Annotated in this window: 24 protein-coding genes and 1 pseudogene; 13 read left to right on the plus strand and 12 right to left on the minus strand. The window is 55.8% G+C overall.

The genetic code is table 11. The features are described 5' to 3' along the window. Window positions 1-340 precede the first annotated feature (340 nt). The 3 genes from NPS46_RS10865 to NPS46_RS10875 all read left to right on the plus strand — a co-directional run bounded on the left by NPS46_RS10865 (window position 341) and on the right by NPS46_RS10875 (window position 3,317). Window positions 341-1,828 (plus strand): SulP family inorganic anion transporter, encoded by a 1,488-nt coding sequence (locus NPS46_RS10865; RefSeq protein WP_009684101.1) that lies wholly within the window; start codon window positions 341-343, stop codon window positions 1,826-1,828. A gap of 11 nt (window positions 1,829-1,839) precedes the next feature. Beyond that, window positions 1,840-2,691 (plus strand): universal stress protein, encoded by an 852-nt coding sequence (locus NPS46_RS10870; protein WP_012316922.1) that lies wholly within the window; start codon window positions 1,840-1,842, stop codon window positions 2,689-2,691. 92 nt (window positions 2,692-2,783) lie between these two features. Beyond that, a complete protein-coding gene (locus NPS46_RS10875; protein ID WP_009684099.1) occupies window positions 2,784-3,317 on the plus strand; it encodes an NUDIX hydrolase in 534 nt (177 codons plus the stop codon). Window positions 3,318-3,350: 33 nt separating this feature from the next. On the opposite strand, the gene tnpC is transcribed toward NPS46_RS10875, so the two are convergent. The 5 genes from tnpC to NPS46_RS10900 form a co-directional block, all read right to left on the minus strand. After that, window positions 3,351-4,886, minus strand: coding sequence for an IS66 family transposase (tnpC, locus tag NPS46_RS10880; protein ID WP_274106956.1), 1,536 nt, complete (start codon window positions 4,884-4,886; stop codon window positions 3,351-3,353). 61 nt (window positions 4,887-4,947) lie between these two features. After that, window positions 4,948-5,283 (minus strand): IS66 family insertion sequence element accessory protein TnpB, encoded by a 336-nt coding sequence (gene tnpB / locus NPS46_RS10885; protein WP_009684097.1) that lies wholly within the window; start codon window positions 5,281-5,283, stop codon window positions 4,948-4,950. After that, window positions 5,280-5,612: an IS66-like element accessory protein TnpA gene (gene tnpA, locus NPS46_RS25330; RefSeq protein ID WP_009684096.1), complete on the minus strand. Its 333-nt coding sequence runs from the start codon at window positions 5,610-5,612 to the stop codon at window positions 5,280-5,282. The genes tnpB and tnpA overlap by 4 nt, the downstream gene beginning before the upstream one ends. Window positions 5,613-5,997: 385 nt before the next feature. Continuing rightward, window positions 5,998-7,404 carry a heavy metal sensor histidine kinase gene (locus NPS46_RS10895; RefSeq protein ID WP_012316924.1) on the minus strand — a complete coding sequence of 469 codons (1,407 nt, stop codon included), beginning with the start codon at window positions 7,402-7,404 and terminating at the stop codon, window positions 5,998-6,000. Further along, entirely contained in the window at window positions 7,404-8,081 is a 678-nt protein-coding gene (locus NPS46_RS10900; RefSeq protein ID WP_012316925.1) for a heavy metal response regulator transcription factor, read from the minus strand. Before NPS46_RS10900 ends, NPS46_RS10895 begins: the two co-directional genes overlap by 1 nt. A gap of 165 nt (window positions 8,082-8,246) precedes the next feature. Here NPS46_RS10900 and NPS46_RS10905 point away from each other — a divergent pair, with 165 nt between their 5' ends. From NPS46_RS10905 to NPS46_RS10930, 6 genes are all read left to right on the plus strand, one after another. Continuing rightward, a complete protein-coding gene (locus NPS46_RS10905) occupies window positions 8,247-8,453 on the plus strand; it encodes a co-regulatory protein PtrA N-terminal domain-containing protein (RefSeq protein WP_012316926.1) in 207 nt (68 codons plus the stop codon). Window positions 8,454-8,634: 181 nt separating this feature from the next. Next, window positions 8,635-10,452, plus strand: a complete 1,818-nt coding sequence (locus tag NPS46_RS10910; protein ID WP_012316927.1) for a copper resistance system multicopper oxidase — start codon at window positions 8,635-8,637, stop codon at window positions 10,450-10,452. 14 nt (window positions 10,453-10,466) lie between these two features. Continuing rightward, entirely contained in the window at window positions 10,467-10,790 is a 324-nt protein-coding gene (locus NPS46_RS10915) for a hypothetical protein (protein ID WP_012316928.1), read from the plus strand. Further along, a complete protein-coding gene (locus NPS46_RS10920; RefSeq protein WP_012316929.1) occupies window positions 10,780-11,895 on the plus strand; it encodes a copper resistance protein B in 1,116 nt (371 codons plus the stop codon). The genes NPS46_RS10915 and NPS46_RS10920 overlap by 11 nt, the downstream gene beginning before the upstream one ends. 10 nt (window positions 11,896-11,905) lie before the next feature. Further along, a complete protein-coding gene (locus NPS46_RS10925; RefSeq protein ID WP_012316930.1) occupies window positions 11,906-12,688 on the plus strand; it encodes a c-type cytochrome in 783 nt (260 codons plus the stop codon). Beyond that, window positions 12,678-13,133: a DUF411 domain-containing protein gene (locus NPS46_RS10930; protein WP_012316931.1), complete on the plus strand. Its 456-nt coding sequence runs from the start codon at window positions 12,678-12,680 to the stop codon at window positions 13,131-13,133. Before NPS46_RS10925 ends, NPS46_RS10930 begins: the two co-directional genes overlap by 11 nt. Before the next feature lie 105 nt (window positions 13,134-13,238). Here the strand turns inward: NPS46_RS10930 and NPS46_RS10935 are convergent, their stop codons facing one another. The 5 genes from NPS46_RS10935 to NPS46_RS10955 all read right to left on the minus strand — a co-directional run bounded on the left by NPS46_RS10935 (window position 13,239) and on the right by NPS46_RS10955 (window position 16,172). Next, a complete protein-coding gene (locus tag NPS46_RS10935) occupies window positions 13,239-13,427 on the minus strand; it encodes an AbrB/MazE/SpoVT family DNA-binding domain-containing protein (RefSeq protein WP_016489899.1) in 189 nt (62 codons plus the stop codon). Window positions 13,428-13,564: 137 nt separating this feature from the next. Continuing rightward, window positions 13,565-13,897, minus strand: coding sequence for a DUF2790 domain-containing protein (locus tag NPS46_RS10940; RefSeq protein ID WP_012316932.1), 333 nt, complete (start codon window positions 13,895-13,897; stop codon window positions 13,565-13,567). 145 nt (window positions 13,898-14,042) lie between these two features. Next, entirely contained in the window at window positions 14,043-14,366 is a 324-nt protein-coding gene (locus NPS46_RS10945) for an antitoxin Xre/MbcA/ParS toxin-binding domain-containing protein (RefSeq protein ID WP_012316933.1), read from the minus strand. A gap of 59 nt (window positions 14,367-14,425) precedes the next feature. Further along, the gene (locus tag NPS46_RS10950; protein WP_016489901.1) at window positions 14,426-14,599 is read right to left on the minus strand and encodes a hypothetical protein; all 174 of its coding nucleotides are present in this window, start codon (window positions 14,597-14,599) and stop codon (window positions 14,426-14,428) included. A gap of 592 nt (window positions 14,600-15,191) precedes the next feature. Then, window positions 15,192-16,172 carry an IS5-like element IS1384 family transposase gene (locus NPS46_RS10955; RefSeq protein ID WP_010466230.1) on the minus strand — a complete coding sequence of 327 codons (981 nt, stop codon included), beginning with the start codon at window positions 16,170-16,172 and terminating at the stop codon, window positions 15,192-15,194. A 192-nt stretch (window positions 16,173-16,364) separates the two neighbouring features. On the opposite strand from NPS46_RS10955, the gene NPS46_RS10960 reads away from it, so the two are divergent. The 4 genes and pseudogenes from NPS46_RS10960 (at window position 16,365) to NPS46_RS10975 (ending at window position 18,695) form a co-directional block, all read left to right on the plus strand. Continuing rightward, window positions 16,365-17,390 (plus strand): IS110-like element IS1383 family transposase, encoded by a 1,026-nt coding sequence (locus NPS46_RS10960; RefSeq protein WP_019692570.1) that lies wholly within the window; start codon window positions 16,365-16,367, stop codon window positions 17,388-17,390. A gap of 273 nt (window positions 17,391-17,663) precedes the next feature. Continuing rightward, window positions 17,664-17,812 (plus strand): annotated as a pseudogene (locus tag NPS46_RS10965) (IS5/IS1182 family transposase); the annotation flags it as partial. Between the two features lie 155 nt (window positions 17,813-17,967). Then, entirely contained in the window at window positions 17,968-18,369 is a 402-nt protein-coding gene (locus tag NPS46_RS10970) for a hypothetical protein (protein WP_024717850.1), read from the plus strand. Further along, window positions 18,366-18,695: a hypothetical protein gene (locus NPS46_RS10975; protein WP_016489902.1), complete on the plus strand. Its 330-nt coding sequence runs from the start codon at window positions 18,366-18,368 to the stop codon at window positions 18,693-18,695. Before NPS46_RS10970 ends, NPS46_RS10975 begins: the two co-directional genes overlap by 4 nt. Window positions 18,696-18,738: 43 nt before the next feature. Here NPS46_RS10975 and NPS46_RS10980 read toward each other — a convergent pair whose 3' ends face one another. Together NPS46_RS10980 and NPS46_RS10985 are read right to left on the minus strand one after the other, a co-directional pair. Beyond that, entirely contained in the window at window positions 18,739-19,650 is a 912-nt protein-coding gene (locus NPS46_RS10980) for a DUF4238 domain-containing protein (RefSeq protein ID WP_016489903.1), read from the minus strand. A gap of 914 nt (window positions 19,651-20,564) precedes the next feature. After that, window positions 20,565-22,034 carry a TnsD family Tn7-like transposition protein gene (locus tag NPS46_RS10985; protein WP_012316938.1) on the minus strand — a complete coding sequence of 490 codons (1,470 nt, stop codon included), beginning with the start codon at window positions 22,032-22,034 and terminating at the stop codon, window positions 20,565-20,567. Between the last annotated feature and the right edge of the window lie 23 nt (window positions 22,035-22,057).

The following is a 22,057-nucleotide window of genomic DNA, read 5'->3' on the forward strand; positions in this document are numbered from 1 at the left end:
ATACCCATTGAATAAGCCTGTATCTGACGTAGGTCATGCAGAGCCTGCCAGCGGGTCGCAATCGACGATGGCTTCATTGTATACTTCGGCTCCGCATACCCCTTGAGCTACAGGAACATCAGCATGACTGTACTCCAAACGATCTACTGGCAGCCTACGCCGCCTTAGCGCTACGCCCCCTCGCAACAACCTGCTTCCGCTAGCCTCGCTCGCGGGTGCTCACTGCTGTACGCCTGGTTTTACACCTTAAGCACACAGCAAAAAATCCTCAAAATTTGAATTTGTATCGATTCGCTCGCCACTCCCTTGGCGTGCGCGATGCTTTGCCTTGGATATTTATATGCTGCAAAAACTTAGACAAACGTGGTTTTCCAACGTCCGTGCCGACGTGCTCGCGGGGCTGGTGGTCGCACTCGCGCTGATCCCGGAAGCCATCGCCTTTTCCATCATCGCCGGGGTAGATCCCAAAGTCGGTCTCTACGCCTCCTTCTGTATCTGTGCTGTCATCGCCTTTGTCGGCGGGCGCCCCGGAATGATCTCGGCGGCGACAGGCGCCATGGCACTGCTGATGGTTACGCTGGTAAAAGAGCATGGACTCCAGTACCTGCTGGCCGCGACGCTACTATGTGGCGTACTTCAAATCCTTGCCGGCTACCTGAAGCTCGGCTCGTTGATGCGCTTTGTTTCACGCTCGGTAGTCACCGGCTTCGTAAACGCATTAGCGATTCTGATTTTTATGGCGCAATTGCCTGAGCTGACCAATGTCACCTGGCATGTCTATGCCATGACCGCTGCGGGCCTGGGAATCATCTACCTGTTCCCGTATGTACCGAAAATCGGCAAGGTGATTCCCTCTCCATTGGTGTGCATTCTGACGCTGACTGCCATCGCCATTTACCTCGGTTTGGATATCCGCACCGTCGGTGACATGGGCCAACTGCCTGATACGCTCCCGATCTTCCTCTGGCCTGAAGTTCCGCTGAATTTTGAAACCCTGCGCATCATTTTCCCGTACTCGGCTGCGTTGGCAGTAGTGGGTCTACTCGAATCAATGATGACCGCGACCATCGTCGACGACCTTACCGACACCACCAGCAACAAAAACCGCGAGTGCAAAGGCCAGGGTGTGGCCAACATCGCTGCCGGCATGCTTGGCGGCATGGCAGGTTGCGCCATGATCGGCCAGTCGATCATCAACGTGAAATCTGGTGGCCGCACCCGTCTCTCGACATTGTGTGCCGGCGTTTTCCTGCTGCTGATGGTGGTATTTCTTGGCGAGTGGCTCTCCAAAATCCCTATGGCGGCACTCGTGGCTGTGATGATCATGGTGTCCATCGGCACCTTTAGCTGGGATTCCTTGCGTAATCTGAAAGAGCATCCGCTGTCGACCAACCTCGTCATGGTGGCGACCGTCGTGGTCGTCGTGGCCACTCACAATCTGGCTTACGGCGTACTGGTAGGTGTGCTGCTGGCCTCCCTGTTCTTCGCAAACAAGGTCGGGCACTACCTGGATATCAAGAGCACTCTTGAAGAGACGAAATCGCATCGGACTTACCGCGTCGTGGGCCAGGTGTTCTTTAGCTCTGCGGACAAGTTCACTGAGGTTTTTGACTTCAAGGAGGCGCTCAACAAGGTCACCATCGATCTCACACAGGCGCATTTCTGGGATATCACCGCCGTCGCAGCGCTGGATAAGGTCGTGATCAAGTTCCGACGCGAAGGCGCTGAGGTTGAAGTGCTCGGTCTCAATGAAGCCAGCGCGACAATCGTTGACCGCTTCGGCGTGCATGACAAACCCGGTGCCATCGACAAGCTCATGAGCCACTAAGGAGAACGACAATGACCCGCGTAATGGCATGCATTGATAACTCACAATCCTCATTGGCGGTCTGCGATTACGCAGCATGGGCCTCGCAACGACTCAGCGCTCCCCTGACCTTGCTTCATGTGCTGGATAAGGAGAAATATCCTGCATCCGCTGACCTCAGCGGCAATATCGGTCTCGGTAGCAGAGAACATCTGCTGGAAGAGTTGGCCATGCTGGATGCGCAGCGGGCAAAACTGGCGTTGGAGCATGGGCAGCACATGCTTGAAAAAGCTCGCGAGCGAACAGTTCACTCTGGCGCCATGTCACCTGATATGAAGCAGCGCCATGGCCATCTCGTCGAGAGCCTGAGCGATCTCCAAGACGATATTCGGTTACTGGTGATTGGAAGAGTCGGTGAGGACAGCACGCGCAGTGCCCAAAGTCTTGGCAGCCAGATTGAAGCGATAGTCCGAACTATCCACCGCCCCACCCTGATTACAACCAGCCATTTCAGGAAACCTGAAACGGTCATGGTGGCATTTGACGGCAGCGCAACAGGCCACAAGACCTTACAGATGCTTGCTTCAAGCCCGCTGTGCGAAGGCCTGCCAATTCATATCGTCATGGTTGGAACGGATTCTGAAGACAACCAGAACGCGCTGGAGAAGGCACGAACCACGCTTGCGTCTTCCGGCTCGCTGGTGCATTCCGAGATCCGCCCAGGCGAAGTAGAGTCCACACTGCATGCGTATCAGGCAGAGCACGGCATTGACCTCTTGGTCATGGGGGCGTACGGGCACTCACGCATCAGGCAGTTTCTGATAGGCAGCACGACCACGACGATGCTGCGTACATCCACTGTACCCTTATTGCTGCTTCGCTGAGCCAGTTCCACTGGCCACAGTATTTCCAGAACTGAGGAAATACCGTGGCCACCCTGGACGATGACTAACTGATCTTGCCGCTACGAGACCACATGCAACTCATAACTGAAATTGTTCACCCCGAGCTGAAATCCAAGCAGGGCAGAGTATTCCGTCGACATGCAGCTCGCGGCATCGTGATGCGGGGTGAACAGATCCTGTTGCTGTTCACCGAGCGCTATAACGATTTCAGCTTTCCTGGAGGCGGCCTTGATGGTGACGAGGACATTGTCGCAGGCCTGAAGCGTGAGCTTGAGGAAGAGACTGGTGCTCGTGAAATACAGGTGCTCCAGCACTACGGTTACATCGAGGAGTACCGGCCCTACCAAAAGCCACAGTACGATCTGATGCACATGACCTCGCATTTTTATCAATGCGAAGTAGCGCCCCAGCTAGAGCCGGTGAGAATGGAAAGCCACGAAATCGCTAATGGTATGCGGCCTGTCTGGATCAACCTGCATGAAGCCATCGCACACAATGAAGCCGTCATGCAGCGTCACGAGTCTTCGATGGGGCAGTCAATTCTGCGCGAAACCTACATGCTGAGAAAAGTCGCTTCCGAATTGTTGATGCCAATCAGCCTTTGAGCTGACTATTTGGCGAAGTCCACTTAGCCTGCCTCAGGCAAGCATCCAATGCTGCGGGAGTAATTGCGTGATTTCGCTCGCCCGCTGTGTCGGAAGCCGCATCAGTACATCCTTGAGATAGGCATACGGATCGTGCCCATTCATACGCGCCGACTGGATCAGGCTCATGATTGCCGCCGCCCTTTTTCCACTGCGCAGCGACCCGGCAAATAACCAGTTCGAGCGCCCAAGCGCCCACGGCCGGATCAAATTCTCGATCTGGTTATTGTCGATGGGCACAGCACCATCTTCCAGGTAGCGCGTCAGCGCTACCCAGCGTTTAAGGCTGTAATCCAGGGCCTTGGCCGTGGCCGAACCCTCGGGCACAAGTTCGCGTTGGGCCAACATCCACTCATGCAGTTTTTCAGCGATGGGCACCGCTGTTTCCTGACGTAATCGCCAGCGGGCTTCGTCGCTCATTTCCTTGGCGTGTCGCTCGACTTCATACAACCCGCCAATCGAGTGAAGCGCCTGCTCCGCCAACTGGCTTTTATTGGCTGCATGCAGGTCGAAGAATTTGCGGCGTGCATGGGCCATGCAGCCGATTTCGGTGATGCCCAGCTCGAAGCTGGCCTTGTAGCCGGCGAAGTCATCGCAGACCAGCTTACCGTTCCACGTGCCCAGGAAGTTACGCGCATGTTCGCCGGCACGGCTGGGGCTGAAGTCGTAGACCACGGCCTTTAGGGCCGAGAAAGGCGTGGTGCTATAGGCCCACACGTAAGCGCGGTGGGTTTTCTTTTCGCCTGGTGCGAGCATCTGAACCGGGGTCTCATCGGCGTGGATCACGCCCTGGGCCAACACATGCTCACGCAGCGCATCGACCAGAGGCTGGAGCTGCACACCGGTCTGTCCGATCCATTGCGCCAGTGTCGAACGGGCGATGGGCAGTCCGGCCCGACCAAAAATCTTCTCCTGCCGGTACAGCGGTAAATGGTCGGCGAACTTCGCCACCATCACGTGGGCCAAAAGGCCTGCGGTCGGGATGCCCTTGTCGATCACTTGGGCCGGTACAGGCGCCTGGATCAGTGTTTCACACTGACGGCACGTCCATTTTCCACGCACATGCCGCTCAACTGTGAACACGCCCGGAGTGTAATCGAGCTTCTCGCTGACGTTTTCGCCGATTCGCTGAAGCTGGCAGCCGCACACGCACTGAGTATTCTCTGGTTCGTGACGGATCACGGTTCGCGGAAACTGCGGCGGCAGTGGTGCACGCTTGGGCTTATGACGTGGCTCGGCCGGTGCGGCCGGCGGATTGGCTGCCTTCAGCTCGGCTTCGATAGCTGCGATATCGGTATCGAGCAGATCATCAAGCAGACTGCCTTGGTCGGGGCTCAGTTGCTCGCTGCGCTTGGCGAACTTGTGTCGCTTGAGGATGGCGATTTCATGAGCCAGTTGCTCGTTGACCGTTTCGAGGCGTTGGATTTTCTGGCTCATGGAGTCGACCTGGGACAGCAACTGCATAGCCTGTTCGGCCAAGCCGCGCAGCTGTTCCGGTGTCATCTGGTCGAGATTGGGCGAGGAAGTCATGCCGCTGATTGTGTCAGAGCAGGTCGTCAACAGCGATAAACCGATGGGCTAATGGCAGGGGCTAAAGCACTGTGATCGCGCTGCCTGCGCCGACCCGCTGCCACGGCAAACCCAGTACCAAGGCTTGAAGTTGCTCGTTATCGAGTTCGACTTCCGATCCGTGACGGATGCCGGGCCAATGAAACTTGCCTTGGTTCAATCGTCGCGCTGCCAGCCAAATGCCCACACCGTCATGCACCAAGACTTTCATTCGGTTGGCACGGCGATTAGCGAAGAGGTATGCGCAGTGCGGCTTCGCCACACCGAACACCGCGATCACCCTGGCCAGCGCGGTCTCGGTACCGGCGCGCATGTCCATAGGCTCGGTGGCAAGCCAGATGGCATCGATCCGAATCATTCCAACAGGTCTCGCAGAAAGGTGGCACAGGCGACAGCGCTTTCGGTCGGCCAGTTCACTTTGACGGTGCCACGCGGGTGCTGGATTTCAATGCAGATACTTGATGAAGCTGCCTGCGAATGTCCTCCGGCTAGCGGCAAGGGCACTGGAATGAAAGCAGGTTGCAGCGCCATAGTTTTGTTCGTGAGTACCCTAATCCATTTATGTACGAGGTTCGCGTTAAGGCTGTGCTTCTGCGCGACGCTGGCAATCGATGCGCCGGGCTGGGCGCACTCTTGGACAACTTGGGCCTTGAAGGATTTTGAATAGGAACGGCGTTGTGACTGCATGGAAAGACCCGCTTAAAAGGCTAGAAATGGTGTCCACTTAAATTAGGTGGACACCATCGCCTTTGGCGTCGGGGTCAGGAAGGTGAGTTGGCCGGACGGTTACGGTCGTGGCTTGGCATAGTCAGTCCAGGCGTTAGGAAGCTGGGCTGCACTGTGCTGGCAGTCCTGCACTCCTGGCCTACCTTGCAGGATTGGTATGGTCACCAGTCTTTCCCAGGTCTTGGTCCTGGCAGCAGGCATGGTCCATGCCCGCCATCATTTCCATGCCCATGGTCTGCATTGGGCAAGGTTCAGTCGCCGAATCGATGCCCGCCATCCCGTTAAGCGGAAGCGCCACGATAAGAATCAGGATGGGCGAGTATAGGTTACCGGGATGAACTCACCATTAAGGGGTTGGGGCTGCACCAACCAACCGCATGGAGGCTGGGAGACTGATGAAGAAGGTTGTGACACCCTCCGCTGAAGTACACCAAATTCGTCCGCTGTGAGCCTCGATGATGGAGCGTGTTATCGACAGGCCTAGGCCTGCATTGCTTGGCCCGCCTTCGCGTCTGGCTGGATCGGCCCGATAGAACCGGTGGAAGATCTTGCCAATGTGCTGAGGATCGATGGTTACTCCGCTGTTACGTACGGATAGCGTCACGGTTTCACGTGTTTGCTCGATCTGCACTGATATCTCGTTGCCTTCCGGGGTGTAGCGCAACGCGTTCGATAAAATGTTGGAAAGCGCTCGGTCAATCATCAGGCGATCGCCACGAACCTTGCCACGACCTTGGAGGGTCAGCTGAATGCCCCGGTCCTCAGCCAGGAACTGGTAGTACTCGAACAGCTTGTATACGAGTTCGGAGAGGTCCACATCGATCTGCTCGGGCACGATCAGACCGTTGTCCGCCTTGGCGAGGAAAAGCATGTCGTCAATCATGCGCGACATGCGCTTGAGGTCTTCCAGGTTCGAATAGAGGTTTTCCTCATATGCATCCAGGTCACGCTTCTTGGTGAGCACCACTTCAGTATGGGTCAGTAGGTTGCTGACCGGCGTTCTCAACTCGTGAGCGATATCGGCAGAAAAGTTGGACAACCGAACGAATGCATCCTCCAATCGTCCCAGCATCCCGTTGAAAGACAGGATGAGCTCCTGAAGCTCAATCGGTACGGGCTTCAGGGGAATGCGCTCGCGGAGCGATCTTGCTGACATCGCGGTCGCCACTTTGGTGATTTGCCCGACAGGCCGAAGCCCGCTTTTGGCCACGACCCAGCCCAAGCCTGCACTCACCACTGCACTGATCACCAAGCCGATCCCGAACCACCACTGCAAGGTGTGGAAGAAATGGGCATGAGTGGTGACATCGAGCATCAGCACCGCCGTCACAGGTTCCGGCTCGCCCGCGATGGCCAACTGGGCGGTGATACCGCGGAAGTTCTGCGATTCATCCTGCCACTCCCAGACCGCACCCTGGCGCGCCTGCTCGAACCGCTGAGGAATTTGGGAGGCTTTGGAGTCTGAAAAAAGGGTCGTTCCGTCAGCCTTGGTGATTTTCGCCGAAAGATCCTGATGTGCGCCGAGCAATGCCCGCAGCTGCTGCTCCTGATCGCCGAGCTCGCCTCGCGCTGCTGAAATGGACAGAATATGACGCGTTGACTCCAGCTTTTCGGAGAGCGCCTGCTCATCCAGCATCCGGAAATGGTGCTGGCTGAGCCCGTAGAAAGCCACGCCGGCAACGACCAAGACAGCAGTCACCGCGAACATGAACATCAGGGTCAGTCGCTTGACGAGCGATGATTGCGGGCGCATCACTCTGCCACATCCATCATGTAGCCCATGCCTCGGGCGGTATGGATGAGCTTTGGCGCGAAGTCGTCATCAATCTTGGCCCGCAGTCGGCGAATCGCGACCTCGATCACGTTGGTGTCACTGTCGAAGTTCATGTCCCAGACCTGAGAAGCGATCAGCGACTTGGGGAGCACCTCCCCGCGTCGGCGCATGAGCAGCTCCAAAAGGGCAAACTCCTTGGCAGTAAGGTCGATCCGCTTGCCGTTTCGCGTAGCCCGGCGCTTGAGCAGGTCAACCTCAAGGTCCGCCATCTTCATGGTGGTTTGAGCAGAACCACCGTTGCCTCTGCGCAGCAGTGTGCGGACCCGAGCCAACAGCTCAGAGAACGCAAAGGGCTTCACAAGGTAGTCATCAGCACCCAGCTCCAAGCCTTTAACGCGATCATCTACGCCATCACGGGCCGTGAGAAAGAGGACCGGCACGTCTTTCCCCGCTGCCCGGATCTTGCGCAGGACCTCCCAGCCATCGAGCCCCGGCATCATTACGTCCAAGATCAGCAAGTCATACGCTTCGCTCTGCGCCTGTTGCAGGGCGTCAGTGCCTGTCATCACCCGGTCTACAGTGAAGCCAGCCTCTGTTAGGCCTTGCTGGAGGTAGACACCGGTTTTCGGCTCATCTTCGGCTACGAGTAATTTCATCTGCTCTCATCCACGCGGAGTGCATCTCCAGTTTGCAGGAAAAAAGACGCCCAACCAGAAGCTGACGGAAAAGTAATGTCGCGATCAGTTTTCTGACAGCACCGCGAGGCTAATTTGACCCTGTACCTGACGCCATGAGGCGCAGAACCCACTGAGGATCTCCAGATGAACATGGTCAAAGCAATTGTGGTGGTCGTTACCTTCGGCATGGCAGGCATCGCCCTGGCAGAGGGCGGCGCGGACCGGACCTTTGCGCGGATGGAAGCGGCTCGCCAAAACTCCATGCAGGCCTATCAGGTTGCGCAGCAGGAGAAAGAGCAGCCGCCGGTCGCCGCACAGTCCAGCAAGCATGTCGGCCACGAGAGCTGCTGATCCGAGCTTACAGAAATGTAATCACTCCGGAATCTGAACTATGGCAGTTTCAGACTACGGCCTCTCATCAGCCTCGCGCAGTAGCGAAAGTCTACGAGACTGGTGAGAGCTCCAACGAACCCAAGGGCTGCGCCATCGAGCAGCCTGGATATCAGCGATCTACCTGACTGGACGCAACGGCATGCAAAGCAAAACCACGAGACGATCATTCGTCAAAGGCCTGGCCGCTACCGGACTTCTGGGTGGGCTCGGCATGTGGCGCGCGCCGGTCTGGGCTGTGACCAGCCCTGGCCAACCGAACGTGCTCAGCGGCAATGAATTCGACCTGTATATCGGTGAACTGCCCGTCAACATTACGGGGGCAGCTCGTACGGCCATGGCCATCAACGGCTCCGTGCCTGGGCCGATCCTGCGATGGCGCGAAGGCGACACCGTGACGCTGCGTGTACGCAACCGGTTGAAACAGGACACCTCCATTCACTGGCACGGCATAATCCTGCCCGCCAATATGGACGGTGTGCCGGGCTTGAGCTTTCACGGCATCGCTCCCGATGGCATGTACGAATACAAGTTCAAGGTCCACCAGAACGGCACTTACTGGTATCACAGCCACTCAGGCCTCCAAGAGCAGTCTGGGGTCTATGGCGCACTGGTGATCGATGCTAAGGATCCCGAGCCGTTTGTATATGACCGCGATTACGTCGTCATGCTCAGCGATTGGACGGATGAGGACCCGGCGCGGGTGCTCTCCAAACTCAAGAAGCAGTCCGACTATTACAACTTCCACAAGCGCACGGTCAGCGACTTCGTTGACGACGTGAGCGAGAAAGGCTGGTCGGCCGCTGTAGCGGATCGGAAGATGTGGGCTGAAATGAAGATGAGCCCCACCGACCTCGCAGATGTGAGCGGGTATACCTACACCTACCTCATGAACGGCCAAGCTCCGAACGGCAACTGGACGGGTATCTTCAAGCCCGGCGAGAAGATCCGCCTGCGATTCATCAACGGCTCGGCCATGACCTATTTCGATGTCCGGATTCCTGGGCTCAAGATGACGGTTGTGGCTGCCGACGGCCAGTACGTCAAACCCGTATCGGTCGATGAGTTCCGGATCGCCGTTGCTGAAACCTACGATGTCATCGTCGAGCCTGAAAACGAACAGGCCTATACGATTTTCGCGCAATCCATGGACCGTACCGGGTATTCCCGAGGCACCCTGGCAGTTCGCGAAGGCTTGCAAGCGCCCGTACCGGCGGTAGATCCACGCCCGATCATCGCCATGAGCGATATGGGCATGGACCACGGCAGCATGGGCGGAATGGATCATGGCAGCATGGCTGGCATGGACCAGGGCAGCATGGCCGGCATGGATCACAGCAAGATGGCTGGAATGGACCACGGCAGCATGGCCGGTATGGACCACAGCAAGATGACTGGGATGGGCAATGAAGGCATGGCCGGCATGAGCGGCGCAATGCAAAGCCATCCGGCTTCCGAGACCAACAACCCACTGGTCGATATGCAGACTATGTCGCCAACGCCAAAGCTGAACGATCCGGGAATTGGCCTACGCAACAACGGGCGTCGAGTGCTGACGTACGCCGATCTGCGGAGCACCTTCATCGATCCCGATGGTCGAGAGCCTGGACGGACAATCGAACTGCACCTTACCGGCCACATGGAGAAGTTCGCGTGGTCGTTCGACGGTATCAAATTCTCCGACGCTGAACCGCTGCGGTTGAAATATGGCGAGCGTCTTCGCATCACCTTGGTCAACGACACCATGATGACTCACCCCATCCACCTCCACGGTATGTGGAGTGATCTGGAGGACGAGAACGGCAACTTCATGGTTCGCAAGCACACCATCGACATGCCACCTGGCTCAAAACGAAGCTATCGCGTCACCGCAGATGCCTTGGGACGTTGGGCCTATCACTGTCACCTACTGTTCCACATGGAAATGGGCATGTTCCGAGAAGTACGTGTGGACGAATGAACTGGAGATTTGAGATGAGCAAACCAATGAAACGAAGCGCCTTTTTCCTTTCTGCTGCGATGGTAGGCATTCTGGCTGTTTATGCCCCGTCGTCGTGGTCCAGCGACAATCATGATCAGCATTCCCAGAAAACCACAGAGGCCGGCAAAGCCAAAGGCTCGCAGGACAAGCAGGGCCAGGGGATGAACCATGAAGGCATGGACCATGGTTCCATGGAAGGTATGGACCACGGCTCGATGAAGGGAATGGACCATGGCTCGATGGAAGGCATGGACCACGACAAAATGATGAAATCGCATGGCAGCGACAAAGCTAAGGCAGGGAAAGATGGCCAATAGCCTCGGGCGGCCTTCGCTGCTGGCTCTGACCGTTTCGATCAGCATGCTGGGCGTAACGCCCAGCTTCGCTGCTGAAGAAATGGATCACTCGGGCATGGATCATTCGAAAATGGGGCACGGCTCCATGCAAATGGATGCTGCTCCATCCGAATCGATGCCGGCGATGGATCACAGCAAGATGGGGATGGGCAAACAGCAGAAAAAGCCTGCCCCTGTTGATCACAGCCAGATGGGGCATGCTCAAAGCAAGAGTAAATCCAGCCCGGTGGACCACAACAAGATGGACCACAGCAAAATGAACCATGGAAACATGCAGGGCATGGATCACGGCTCTATGAAGGGCATGGACCATTCCCAGATGAACCATAGCTCAGCGACTTCTCCGACCACGACGAGCCGCACGCCGATTCCAGTGCTCACTGATGCGGATCGCGAGTCGGCCTTTCCGCCCCTGGGTGGCCACCAAGTGCACGACAGCGGAATCAACAGCTTCTTCCTGTTGGACCAGCTCGAATACCAGGACGCCGATGAGGGCAGCACCCTGGCCTGGGACGCATCAGGCTGGATAGGCGGCGACATTAATCGCCTCTGGGTTCGTTCGGAAGGCGAGCGCACCAATGGGGTAACCGAAGATGCTGAGCTGCAACTCCTGTACGGGCGCTCGGTCAGCCCTTGGTGGGATGTGGTCGCCGGGGTCCGCCAGGATTTCAAACCGGAATCCCCACAGACCTGGGCAGCCTTTGGTATTCAGGGCATGGCTCTGTATGACTTCGAGGCCGAAGCCACGGCGTTTATAGGCGAGAACGGTCAGACTGCTGCGCGTCTTGAGGGCGAATACGACATCCTGCTGACCAATCGCTTGATTTTGCAGCCCACGGCCGAGGTCAATTTCTATGGCAAGAACGATCCTGAGCGCGGCGTTGGCTCGGGCCTTGCCAATACCGAAGTCGGGCTGCGCCTACGGTATGAAATTGTCCGCCAGTTTGCTCCATACATAGGCGTTACCTGGAGCCGCTCCTACGGCAACACCGCTGACTTCATCCGAGACGAGGGTGGAGATGTTGATGAGGCACGCTTCGTTGCCGGTATCCGGATGTGGTTCTGAGAATTCCAACATGAAAAAAACAATTACAACGCTGCTTGGGGCCGGTGCTGTCGGAAGTGCTGCGGTATTGGGCACAGCCTATTTCGGTCTGGTGAATGTCGGCGCTGATGATCCTCACTTCCCGGCAGTCCATTCCTTTCTCGCCATGGCTCGTGATCGGTCTATTGAGGTTCGAGCGCGAGACATCGAAGTCCCTGATCTGAAGGAAGCCGCGTTGATCAAAGCGGGGGCGGGCAACTACAACGCCATGTGTATAGGCTGTCACCTTGCCCCTGGCGTTGGGAAGACTGAGCTAAGCCAAGCGCTATACCCGTCGCCACCCGACCTCACCAAGGTGGGTGTCGGAGGCGATCCAGCCGCCGCATTCTGGACAATCAAGCACGGTATCAAAGCCACGGGCATGCCCGCCTGGGGCAAGAGCATGGGCGATGAGTACATCTGGGGAATCGTCGCGTTCCTGGATCAACTGCCCCAGATGAATGCCGAGCAGTACAAGGCCTTGGTGGCCACGAGCGGCGGCCACCAGCACGGCGGCGGTGAAAGCGATATGCACAACCATGAGGGCCAGCACGGCGGGAGCGGTCGTGCCGAGCATGGTGATCACGATGAAGCGGCAGACGACGATCATGCCCAGGCAGCTCACGACCATGGAGCTGCACCCGCAGGCTCCGCTCAAGCGGCAGATCATCACGGTGACCACAATGCGGCCGAGGCCCATTCGGATGCCCACCCGACATCGTCGCCAAAGACGCATGTTCACAAAGACGGTAAGGAGCACACTCATGCCAACTAACCGGATATTCGTTCGGCTAGCCGCTATCGCTGGGCTTCTGGTGACCTCGGCGGCCTATGCTGCCGAGCCATTGTCCATCGACGTTCACCGAGACGCGAACTGCGGTTGCTGCAAGAAGTGGATCGCGCACCTGGAAGCCAATGGTTTCAAAGTGACCGACCATGTTGAGACGGACATGAGCGCAGTGAAACAGAAGCTGGGCGTATCGCCACGGTTAGCGTCCTGCCACACAGCTGTGATCGACGGAAAGTTTGTTGAAGGTCACGTGCCAGCTGAGCAGATTCGAGAACTCAGGGGGCGGAACGATCTAGTCGGGATCGCCGTACCAGGAATGCCAGCTGGGTCCCCAGGCATGGAGGTTGATGGCGTAAGCCATGCCTACCAAGTCATTGGTTTAATCAAAAGCGGCGAGGACCAAGTAGTCGCCAACTATCCAGCCAAATAACGCACCTACCAGGAGGACGGCGGTAGGCTGACTGCCGTCCCTTATTCCCCCGCTAGAAAGCTTCATCAGCTCAACAGGACGACAGAGAGGGGCTACAAAGGGTAGCTAGTCAGATTCACGGCGCTCGCGGACTGGCTTGAGTACGATATCGCCGTTGATGAGCTCGATGGAGAGTCTGTCGCCCGTCGTGACCCCGAGCTCGCGCAAAATGTCATCGGGTAATTCCACAATCACATCGCCGGAGCCGTCGCCGGGATCTAGGCACTTTACCGTGGTGCGCGCTGATTGAGTCATTGGACTCTCCTGCCTGAGCTACCAGTCCTCATCGTACTCCACCAGTCATGAAAGCCGGTAACCAGGCGATCTATTGCCGGAATTGACGCTTCAACCCGGCGTTTTATCAGAGTAAGTCCTGTCCACTCGCTCAGTGCTCAGTTCTGGCCCCGGCAACCGACTCCAGCGGTCCGGTATTCAAGGATTTTCACGTCTCCGTTGGAATCCTCGTAATTCATCTGTGCCGGCATCACGTCACAGCTCGCCTTGGTCGACGTCATGCTGATCACCTTCGCCACGTCGAGCCGCATCCCGTAGCGATAGTGGATCACCTCCGGTGGGTTCTTTCCCTTGGCAGCGGCATAAGCTCGCATAGCTTGCTCATTGGCCTGAATCATCTTTCCATGCAGACGGTCGGATCCTCCTTCGGCGAGTACGGCTGACGAAGCCACTAGGGCCAGGATAGCGGTGATACTTTTGATGACTTTCATTTCAATCACTCCAATAAACGTGACTGAAGATTAGGGGTTGATCGCTGTCAATTGAGTGATACGGGAATTACAAGGTTGTAAGTCCCGCATGTAAAAAGAGGTAGCGTTGCCTCCTCGCCGCATACCAACCTCGCCCTCAGGCAAGCTACTGGTAGACACCCAAGCGTATACGCTCAAGATAGTCCGCTACGACGCTGAACCCGAGCGACGTGTCGAGCATCTCGAAGGGTACAAACCCCAACAAACGGCCGCACGGCCGACAAAGCCACTGCTCCGCGAGCATCTGAGAGCCAAATACCTTCGATGCAAGCTCCAGTCCTTTCGCATACTGGAACGCCACCGCGCTCTGCTGGGCATCCAGACGATGGGCCTGAGCGGGATGGCTCAGACGGTGAATGCTTCTGGTCGATCTTCCTGTGATTCGCCCGACGAGGTTACGAGCCTTGAACAGGCTCGATGACTCGACCATGCACTTCACGTCGCTGAAAAAGAATCCTGTTTGGACTAGACTCAGGAGCTCCAGCTGGCTCAACCCGTCGGGGTGGTTCCGCCCTGCTCAGATTCTCGCGCGAGATCTGCGTATCCTTCTTCACCACTGAGATGGTCGTAGAGTTCTTCCAGGGTTAAAGCCAAACCAACTTTATAACCCGACAGGTCAGCAAGGTATTCGTTAAGGTCGCCAGCTCCGAAGCTCATATGCATAAAAGGGTCCTAGGCGTGAAAGTAATGCGACGATAGTATCGGTTTGCTAAACACTCCACAAAAGGGCCCTGTGGACAGCGAAATACAGGCAGATCCTGTCAGTTGCCCGGACCCACTCACGGCCTGGTTTTGGCTTTTTGGCCGAAAAGGCTGTTGCTTAAATTGCAGAGCGATTATTAGCCTTTTAGACGCCAATGGTCCAACCAAAGCACTCTCGGTTGATCGGAAAACCAAGCGTAGAAAACTAGTGCCGCATGCTGCTAGCTGCCTCTCGCCAGCGTCTTCTACCGGCCCAGGCTGTGTAAAACCTTGACCAGTGCTAATGTTATTCTGCCGTCGGCAGTCATAGCGGAGTAGTCCATGAGGCCATTCCTCCAAGGCAAGCATCGAGATTAATGCACGTTGCGGCCTGAGAGCCTGGATGATTATGTCGCAGATACTAACTAGGGATGGTCTGAAGTAGCCATGTATTTCCCCGGCATACCACCTAGCGCAACTTTTAAACTCGCCAAATGATCAAAAAACAATCAATTCGACGAGTATTTCTTACGTTTTCGCCACCCGGACCCCACTCCGGTGGCCATTTCCCGCATTACAGGCGCACCTCTCCTGCATTCGTCAGTAAATGTCGGCGCGCCATCCACAGGTTCGACAGAGCGAACAGTGTCACCAGTTGCGCCGTGTTTTTGGCCAAGCCGCGAAAGCGCACCTTGGTGTAACCGAACTGGCGCTTGATTACCCGGAACGGATGCTCGACCTTGGCGCGCACCTGAGCCTTGGCCTTTTCAATCTTGCGCTTGGCTTTGTACAGCACGCTGCGCTTATCGAGTTTTTTGTAGGTGCTGCGGCGTGCCGCCACCTGCCAGATAACTTCACGTCCTTCATGCTCGGGCCGCTTTTCGACACCGGTGTAGCCTGCATCGGCGCAGACCACGTTTTCGTCGCCATGCAGCAATTTGTCCACCTGGGTGACATCCGCCACATTGGCCGCCGTGCCCACTACGCTGTGCACCAGACCCGATTCGTCATCGGCGCCGATGTGGGCCTTCATGCCAAAATAATACTGGTTTCCCTTCTTGGTCTGGTGCATTTCCGGGTCGCGCTTGCCGTCCTTGTTCTTGGTCGAACTGGGCGCATTGATCAGCGTTGCATCGACGATGGTGCCCTGGCGCAGCGACAGGCCGCGGTCGCCCAGATAGCCATTGATGACAGCGAGGATGCCGGCCGCCAGCTCGTGTTTCTCCAGCAAGCGGCGGAAGTTGAGAATGGTGGTTTCGTCGGGGATGCGCTCCAGGTTCAGCCCGGCAAACTGGCGCAGGATCGTGGTTTCGTACAGCGCTTCCTCCATCGCTGGATCGCTGTAGCCGAACCAGTTCTGCAGCAGATGCACACGCAGCATCGCCATCAACGGGTAGGCCGGACGGCCACCTTCACCTTTCGGATAATGTGGCTCGATCAAAGCAATCAAGCCCTTCCACGGCACCACCCGATCCATCTCGATCAGGAACAACTCCTTGCGGGTTTGCTTGCGCTTGCCAGCGTACTCGGCGTCGGCGAAGGTCATCTGCTTCATCGGGAAACTCGGTGGGTGGGGTCGCGGTATTTTGCCAAATCAGAAAGTCTTTTTCAGATGGTATGGACGCCTCCCCCCGGCAGCGGGCCGACCGCAGCACCTCTACATCAATAGAGGATCCTCGCTGCCCCGGCATCTAGGTGCCAAAGTGGAGAGTGGATAACAAACACCACTTGAGCAGGAGGATCCACCATGAAACATAGCGTAATTGGCATGGACATCGCCAAGAAGGTTTTCCAGCTGCACACCGTTGATCAGTGCACTGGGAGGATCGAGCGTATCAAGCTGCGCCGTGATGAAGTGCTGGCGTTCTTTGCAAATTATCCGACCAGCCTGGTGGCAATCGAGGCCTGTGGCAGTGCCCACTGGTGGGCACGTCAGCTTCAACAGCAGGGGCATGAGGTACGACTACTCGCCCCTCGTTCAGTACGCCCCTTTGTGCTGCGAAACAAAACCGATGCGGCTGACGCTCAAGCCATCTGGACAGCGGTGCAGCAGCCCGGCGCTTGCCTGGTGGCAATCAAGCAGGCGGATCAGCAGGCGATCCTCTCGCTACACCGTATCCGCTCCCAGTTGCTGAAATTTCGCATCATGCAGAGCAATGGCTTACGTGGGCTGCTTTACGAATTCGGAATCGTGCTGCCAGAAGGTTATACCCAGCTGAGCAAGGCCGTTCCGGAGGCCTTCGCCGATGCTGAGCATCGAGTGCCTTCCATGTTGTTGGACAGCCTACGCGATCAGTGGACTCGGATTATCCAGTTGGATGAGGAAATTCGAAAAATCGAACTGCGTTTGAAACAGTGCCTGCGTGAGAGCTCCGACTGCCAGAAAATTGCAGAGATTCCCGGAATTGGTTTGTTGACCGCTACAGCCGCTGTTGCCTCACTGGGAGATGCGACAACCTTCCATTCTGGTCGCCAGTTCGCGGCTTGGCTGGGACTGGTTCCTCGACAAACGGGCACCGGTGGCAGAGTTCGGCAACTGGGGCTGAGCAAGCGCGGAGACACCTATCTGCGAACGCTGTTGATGCATGGTGCTCGCTCGATCCTCAATAGAGGACACCGGTCAGAGTGGGTTGAACGCTTGTTGACCAGGCGGCCTTATAACGTGGCGGTCGCCGCAGTGGCTAACAAGCTCGCCAGAACCCTTTGGGCCGTGTTGGCCAAGGGCTCTACGTATCGGGCCGAACTCTTTACGGCATGCCCTACGGGGCATTGAAAACAGTAACCAACAGACTTCACAAGGAGCACAGGCGGTAAGCACGTGATGGCGAAATAGGTCAGACCGTGACGGGGTAAACCTGGTAGGGAATATGAGCCACGGGCACAGCCTTCAGCTCGATTTTCAGATGAGGGCCTCGTCAGCGGATTCCATCAGGGCCAGCAGGTTTTTCGGCCTGCACAACAGGCCGGATATAAGACTGCTCCTACCTACGCGCCAGCATGGCTACCTATTGAGCTCCGGGAGGCGTCCATATAAGAGTTTCCCTAGGTTCGAGTAATCGATGTGCTCGACGATGAGCTTGATCTCACCCGTTGGGCTTCAGTGGTGTGGTTCTCACCGAAACTGGACGCCCTGCGTACCCTGCTGCACTGCTGAAGATCAACATCTATGGCTATCTCAACCATCTTTCCGTCAGCATTGGGATGAGCTTGGTTCCGACCAGCTCCGGAAAATAGCTTTGGGGACTCCTTGGAAAATGAGGTCATAAATGGCCTGGGCTAGCGAACGGGAGCTTTGCTTCTCGCAGGTTTGGGGGCATGCTGTGAGCGAAACGTGGCAGGAGGAATGCGCCATGAACCAGGGGACACTCCAGACAGCGGTACTGTCGGCCGCCGAACTGATCGACTACCTGTGTCCTACGAGCGGGGCGCCTTATTCGGTCGAGCGCTATGCCGAGATCTTTGGCCTCAGCCCTACCGAGTTTGCCGGTCAGATCGCTGCCTATCGTCACAGCAAACCAGATGCTACCAGCGCATCCGACGCCGAAGCGACGCAACGCTTTATCGCGGATGTCTTGCGGGTGATCTTGGCCCTAGACGAGAGCGGAGTCGCCGTCGAACGGGCGATCACTTGGTTTCGACTCGAGCCGTTACCGACCTTCGAACAGCAGACCGCGGAGCAACTGGTCAGTCAGGTTCAAGTTGAACGAGTGCTGCAGTTCCTAGCCTCCTGGCAGGCGGGGAGCCAGGGATGAATCGGGATACCCAATGGCAGGTCGATCATCAATCGGCATACCAGTCCTGTTATTGCACTGTCCTGCACACCGTAGATGCGCGTTACGACGTTCGCGGTTCTGTGCTGGCAGAAATGGTGAAGGCCTGTCTGATTCACCGCGCCACACTGCCCGCAGCGCAGCGGGCCTATTTCGTACAGCACGCATCAGAGGAAGCGGTGACCTACTTGGAAAAGTTCACAGCCAGGCTGTTTTTTGGCCCCCAGGGACGCTTTTCGCCGCAAGAGTATCGCTACCGGCCTGCTATAGATTTGCTGGAACCGGCTCCTCATGGTCAGCCTCAATGAGGCTCACTGGTCAATTGAAGGCAATTTGCCATCTGGAAAAATGCTAGAGGTCCCAAGCATTCTCGGCGAGTAAAAAATCTTTGACGTAGTCGCGCTGCTTTGAAAGAGTGGAGCGGTTTAGAGCCCAGCCGAGATGAGCGCTGACAAACTCGCCCTGAGTCTCGTCGAAGTAATAAGCCGTGCGCGCCTTCGCCAAGGAATACAGATTGATCAGCCGAGCACGTACGTGCGGCTTGAGATGATCATAGACGACAACGTTGGGGTTATTGGAGAATACTAAAGCTTTACCTGGCGAGATGGCGATGATGAACAACAGGTCCCTCAAATAGTCTCCCCAGCGAGATGCGGGGTAATCAGATGCGAGCAAGCCCGGTTGTTCCCAATTGTACTCCCGCATGGTTGCCTTCAAGAGTCCATCTGAAAATGCCTCGTCAATAAACGGCGAAATCTCGTTCTGGGCGAATAGGACTAACGACATCGCACCGAGGGACTTGCTTGATTTAAAATAGTCAACCACTTCATTGATCGAAGTATGTGATGAGATCTGCTCATCCTTCATATTTTGCCTAATAAGATCGAGTTCCGAGCGGATATCCATGGCTTTTAGAATGTCGGGATGGCGAGCCTCCAGAAACGTCAGGGTGTTCGCCAGTTGTCGGCGGTCCAGATGGTTCCAACCCTGAACTCTACTGCTACGTGCCTTTTCGATGATCTTATGGCCCGCTTCATCAATCATCGGGGTAATATGGCTGGATTCGACCTCAAATCCCCCATCGGGAAAGTCGATACGGTACAAGTCCTCAATCGAAGCAGTATGTTTTATAGCAACCGGCTTGATTTCCAGCGCACCATTCGAAGGCAGTCGGCGGTAGCGGAAGACTCTCCCAGGAGCGTATTGCCAAGCCTTGAGAAAGTGTTGTGGAACGAAATGGTGATTGCGAGGGGGATTCGGCATGCAGTGGTTCTCTCCAAAAATGAGGATGCTATAGCAATGAAGATTTTCACACCATTACCTGGAGAATATGTGGCGTCGGCACTGCAGCGGGGAAACGAGATGCTCGGTATCCGAACCCTGCCACATGAGGATTTCCGGATAAGACCGATACCAAGAACAGGTTACGGACGCAAAGGAATTGGGGGAAAAGCGGAAATTAGGGGGTACGCAATTTTTAAATTTCCCTCCTTATTTACTGAACGAAAAATCACGGAAGAGGTTTTGCACAACCACACCCTGTACCCTCTCACCGCAGCGCTAGGCCGACCTACAAACCAAACAATAGTAACCCCCGCTTATTGGAAAAAAATTTGCCCCGAATGCGCATTCGAGGACTTTGAGAATCACGGCACAGCGTACGTACATCGAAGCCATGTACAGTCTTATGTTAAGGTTTGTAGCATCCATGGTTCTGACCTCATAACTATCTGCCCCGCATGTTCAACCCCCATTAATAAGCATAAAATAACCCAACTAGGAATATGCAGTCAAAAATACAAAAACCCGACACGTCAATGGAAATCACCGAACCATCTGTATTCAATATTTATCGCAGAACTTCTGAACTACAAAGGCCCTCCAGCTAAAACGCACAACGCTGAATGGATAGTGACCAAAAGCTTATACAAAAATTATTTCGATGAAATATACGGCAATTATGGATACGTGTCTGAAATTATAGTGCGTGAGCTCGGCACAAAAACTATAAATCCCTATTCAAAGGGGGCGACTGATTACAACTTCGTAATTCAAGCCTTCCTAGGCTGTCGCACCGCTGCCAGATACCTAGACTTGCTAACAAACAGTGCCGCGTGCACTCAGTTGCAAAACGAAGTTAATGAACTTATTCGGTCTGACTTCATCAAACGCAAATATCATACAGTAGATAGAATACCTAGTACCTCCTCATCAGTTACATGAGACAGCCGAATCCCAGCAAGCCGGTACACAACACTTATAGCACTTCGCTCAGATAGAAGATAATGTCTCACCGCCCATCTGATTTTACGAACTTGATGGTCATGATCAGATTCGAGAATATCTTTCATCAACAAAGTACTTATTGGGAACTTATCAGGTACCCTCAAAAAATCATGGCTACGAGCGACCTTCCTGCTTAACGCGGCGCGGGTCACCTTTTTCGGTTTGCCCTGCGTAGACAGAATCTGGTCCCTGGCGATTAGCAGATCTTGAGCAAGCGCTGCGTCTCTCGCATGCCAATCGACCAACCCCCTCCTTACCCTTATGAAAGGATGGGCAGACACATACTGCGCTAACCACTCCTTATCATGGCGGTAAAGCCACTGATAGCCCGGCTTATCATGGCATTTCGCGTTCTTGCTGCTCGAGAAAGCTTCGCGGCGTGCCTCAATTTCGCCGTCCTCTATGAGGGGCCTAGTATCGTTGCCCCTAGCCGCTTCACCGCTGCGAGCATCAGCTCGCGGGTGAAAGGATTTGAGGTGCTCAAGGTCTGCCTCAAGGAGCCAGCAAAGAAAGTAGAATTTTAATGGCTGTACGACCGCCCCGCGTGGACGCACGACGCCCAACACCCAGTCCCAAGAGCAACTGAGCTCCTGGAACTCATTAGCGCGAGGGCTACAGAGAAGACGCGGCGTCAGGAAGCTCCTTAATACCTGTTCCCTCACCCGACCAGCCTTAAGAAACCCCATCTCATCCAGACGATGCTGAAGGAAGTTTCCGGTCAGCAGATTTTGTACATCCGCTGGGTGCTCAAGTCCCCAAAACTGCATTTCACCTATCACAGCAGCTGAAGAGTCAGGAGCCCGCATCACTGGCGACCCCGCTGCCTCCGCCGGAAACAGCATGCAACGCCAGTCAGTTCCATCCGGAAACATCGTCCCGCAGAGCACCTCTCCATGGAGCGGGCAGATGCAAGTACCCATTGCTTGGTGAATACGATGCCAGTAGGCCGAGCCGCAGTTTTGAATATCTTCTTCAACACACCTCTCGCAGTACCTGAACGACGCGTGCTTGAGGAAGCCTGAGGCTGTGAGACCCAGGCTCATTTTCAGGCCCGTGCCGTCGGTACCAGTCATGGCGATACGCGCGGCTTTGCTCTTCGTGTCATTCAAAAAAGGTTCGTACAGAGGCAAAAGGGTAAAGCGATCGATCAAATGCTCTACCGAATAAGCTGATGCTAACCGTTGCGACAGAGCACCCAAGCAGCACGGCAGGATAGAGCCACAGGTTCTGGAATACGCGCCGAACAACTCCTGGCTTGTCCGGCGATAGCTGTCGTTCGACGACAGCCTATGATAACGGACCGCCAGGCTGTAGAGAGACTCATCAGGGAACGGCTGAGGAAACCAATGCAAGCGATCCATTGACCTGATCTCCCGCGGTTCAT

This window comes from Pseudomonas putida, assembly GCF_028682395.1.
Lineage (GTDB): Bacteria > Pseudomonadota > Gammaproteobacteria > Pseudomonadales > Pseudomonadaceae > Aquipseudomonas > Aquipseudomonas putida_AB.

Coding starts and splice junctions, on each gene's coding strand:
- NPS46_RS10920 (WP_012316929.1), top strand. CDS start 10,780: ATGGCCAATAGCCTCGGGCGGCCTTCGCTGCTGGCTCTGACCGTTTCG.
- NPS46_RS10980 (WP_016489903.1), bottom strand. CDS start 19,650: ATGCCGAATCCCCCTCGCAATCACCATTTCGTTCCACAACACTTTCTC.
- NPS46_RS10910 (WP_012316927.1), top strand. CDS start 8,635: ATGCAAAGCAAAACCACGAGACGATCATTCGTCAAAGGCCTGGCCGCT.
- tnpB (WP_009684097.1), bottom strand. CDS start 5,283: ATGATTCGGATCGATGCCATCTGGCTTGCCACCGAGCCTATGGACATG.
- NPS46_RS10915 (WP_012316928.1), top strand. CDS start 10,467: ATGAGCAAACCAATGAAACGAAGCGCCTTTTTCCTTTCTGCTGCGATG.
- NPS46_RS10955 (WP_010466230.1), bottom strand. CDS start 16,172: ATGAAGCAGATGACCTTCGCCGACGCCGAGTACGCTGGCAAGCGCAAG.
- NPS46_RS10960 (WP_019692570.1), top strand. CDS start 16,365: ATGAAACATAGCGTAATTGGCATGGACATCGCCAAGAAGGTTTTCCAG.
- NPS46_RS10905 (WP_012316926.1), top strand. CDS start 8,247: ATGAACATGGTCAAAGCAATTGTGGTGGTCGTTACCTTCGGCATGGCA.
- NPS46_RS10940 (WP_012316932.1), bottom strand. CDS start 13,897: ATGAAAGTCATCAAAAGTATCACCGCTATCCTGGCCCTAGTGGCTTCG.
- NPS46_RS10870 (WP_012316922.1), top strand. CDS start 1,840: ATGACCCGCGTAATGGCATGCATTGATAACTCACAATCCTCATTGGCG.
- NPS46_RS10930 (WP_012316931.1), top strand. CDS start 12,678: ATGCCAACTAACCGGATATTCGTTCGGCTAGCCGCTATCGCTGGGCTT.
- NPS46_RS10865 (WP_009684101.1), top strand. CDS start 341: ATGCTGCAAAAACTTAGACAAACGTGGTTTTCCAACGTCCGTGCCGAC.
- NPS46_RS10875 (WP_009684099.1), top strand. CDS start 2,784: ATGCAACTCATAACTGAAATTGTTCACCCCGAGCTGAAATCCAAGCAG.
- NPS46_RS10970 (WP_024717850.1), top strand. CDS start 17,968: ATGAACCAGGGGACACTCCAGACAGCGGTACTGTCGGCCGCCGAACTG.
- NPS46_RS10935 (WP_016489899.1), bottom strand. CDS start 13,427: ATGACTCAATCAGCGCGCACCACGGTAAAGTGCCTAGATCCCGGCGAC.
- NPS46_RS10945 (WP_012316933.1), bottom strand. CDS start 14,366: ATGGTCGAGTCATCGAGCCTGTTCAAGGCTCGTAACCTCGTCGGGCGA.
- tnpA (WP_009684096.1), bottom strand. CDS start 5,612: ATGCAGTCACAACGCCGTTCCTATTCAAAATCCTTCAAGGCCCAAGTT.
- NPS46_RS10985 (WP_012316938.1), bottom strand. CDS start 22,034: ATGGATCGCTTGCATTGGTTTCCTCAGCCGTTCCCTGATGAGTCTCTC.
- NPS46_RS10925 (WP_012316930.1), top strand. CDS start 11,906: ATGAAAAAAACAATTACAACGCTGCTTGGGGCCGGTGCTGTCGGAAGT.
- NPS46_RS10975 (WP_016489902.1), top strand. CDS start 18,366: ATGAATCGGGATACCCAATGGCAGGTCGATCATCAATCGGCATACCAG.
- tnpC (WP_274106956.1), bottom strand. CDS start 4,886: ATGACTTCCTCGCCCAATCTCGACCAGATGACACCGGAACAGCTGCGC.
- NPS46_RS10950 (WP_016489901.1), bottom strand. CDS start 14,599: ATGCATATGAGCTTCGGAGCTGGCGACCTTAACGAATACCTTGCTGAC.
- NPS46_RS10895 (WP_012316924.1), bottom strand. CDS start 7,404: ATGCGCCCGCAATCATCGCTCGTCAAGCGACTGACCCTGATGTTCATG.
- NPS46_RS10900 (WP_012316925.1), bottom strand. CDS start 8,081: ATGAAATTACTCGTAGCCGAAGATGAGCCGAAAACCGGTGTCTACCTC.